Source organism: Kineococcus glutinatus, assembly GCF_039542765.1.
In the GTDB taxonomy this organism is placed as follows: Bacteria; Actinomycetota; Actinomycetes; order Actinomycetales; family Kineococcaceae; genus Kineococcus_A; species Kineococcus_A glutinatus.
Map to the genome: position 1 here is coordinate 1 of NZ_BAABIL010000272.1, position 547 is coordinate 547.

General features: G+C 78.8%; 1 pseudogene. It reads left to right on the top strand.

Going from position 1 to position 547, the window contains the following annotated elements:
- Positions 1 to 164: 164 nt before the first annotated feature.
- A pseudogene (locus ABEB16_RS11080) lies at positions 165 to 547 on the top strand (hypothetical protein); the annotation flags it as partial.

Consider the following 547-nt stretch of genomic DNA (forward strand, 5'->3'; position numbering starts at 1 on the left):
TCCTGCCGCGGCGCCCGGCGCCCCGCCCCACCCGCTGTGCCCACGCGTCCTCCACGTCCCTCGGTGGCCGCCACCCTAGCTCTCCCGTCGTTGACTTCCACGCGTGGGGAAATCTACGGTTGTGGAACTCCGGCCCCCGGACCGGCCGTCCACGAGGAGCAGCCATGTCCACCCACGTCCCCACCCCCCCCACCACCCCACCCACCACCGGTGCGGCCCCGGCGGCCCACCCGCCGGCCCCCCACCGCGCCACCGGCGGCCCCGGGCGCACGCTGGGCACCGCCGCCGCGCTGGTGCTCGTCCTGGCGGCGGTGGTGGCGACGCTGTTCACCGCCCTCGGCCTGCCCGCGGCGAGGTCCGCACCGCACCAGGTGCCGATCGGCGTGGCCGGCCCGCCCCAGGCGGTCACCGCGATCACCACCGCGCTCGCCGGGCAGGACGCCGACGCGTTCGCCGTGACCACCTACGCCGACGCCGGCGCGCTGCGCGCGGGGGTCCTGGACCGGCGGGTCTACGGCGGCGTCGCCGTCGACGCCACCGGCACCCG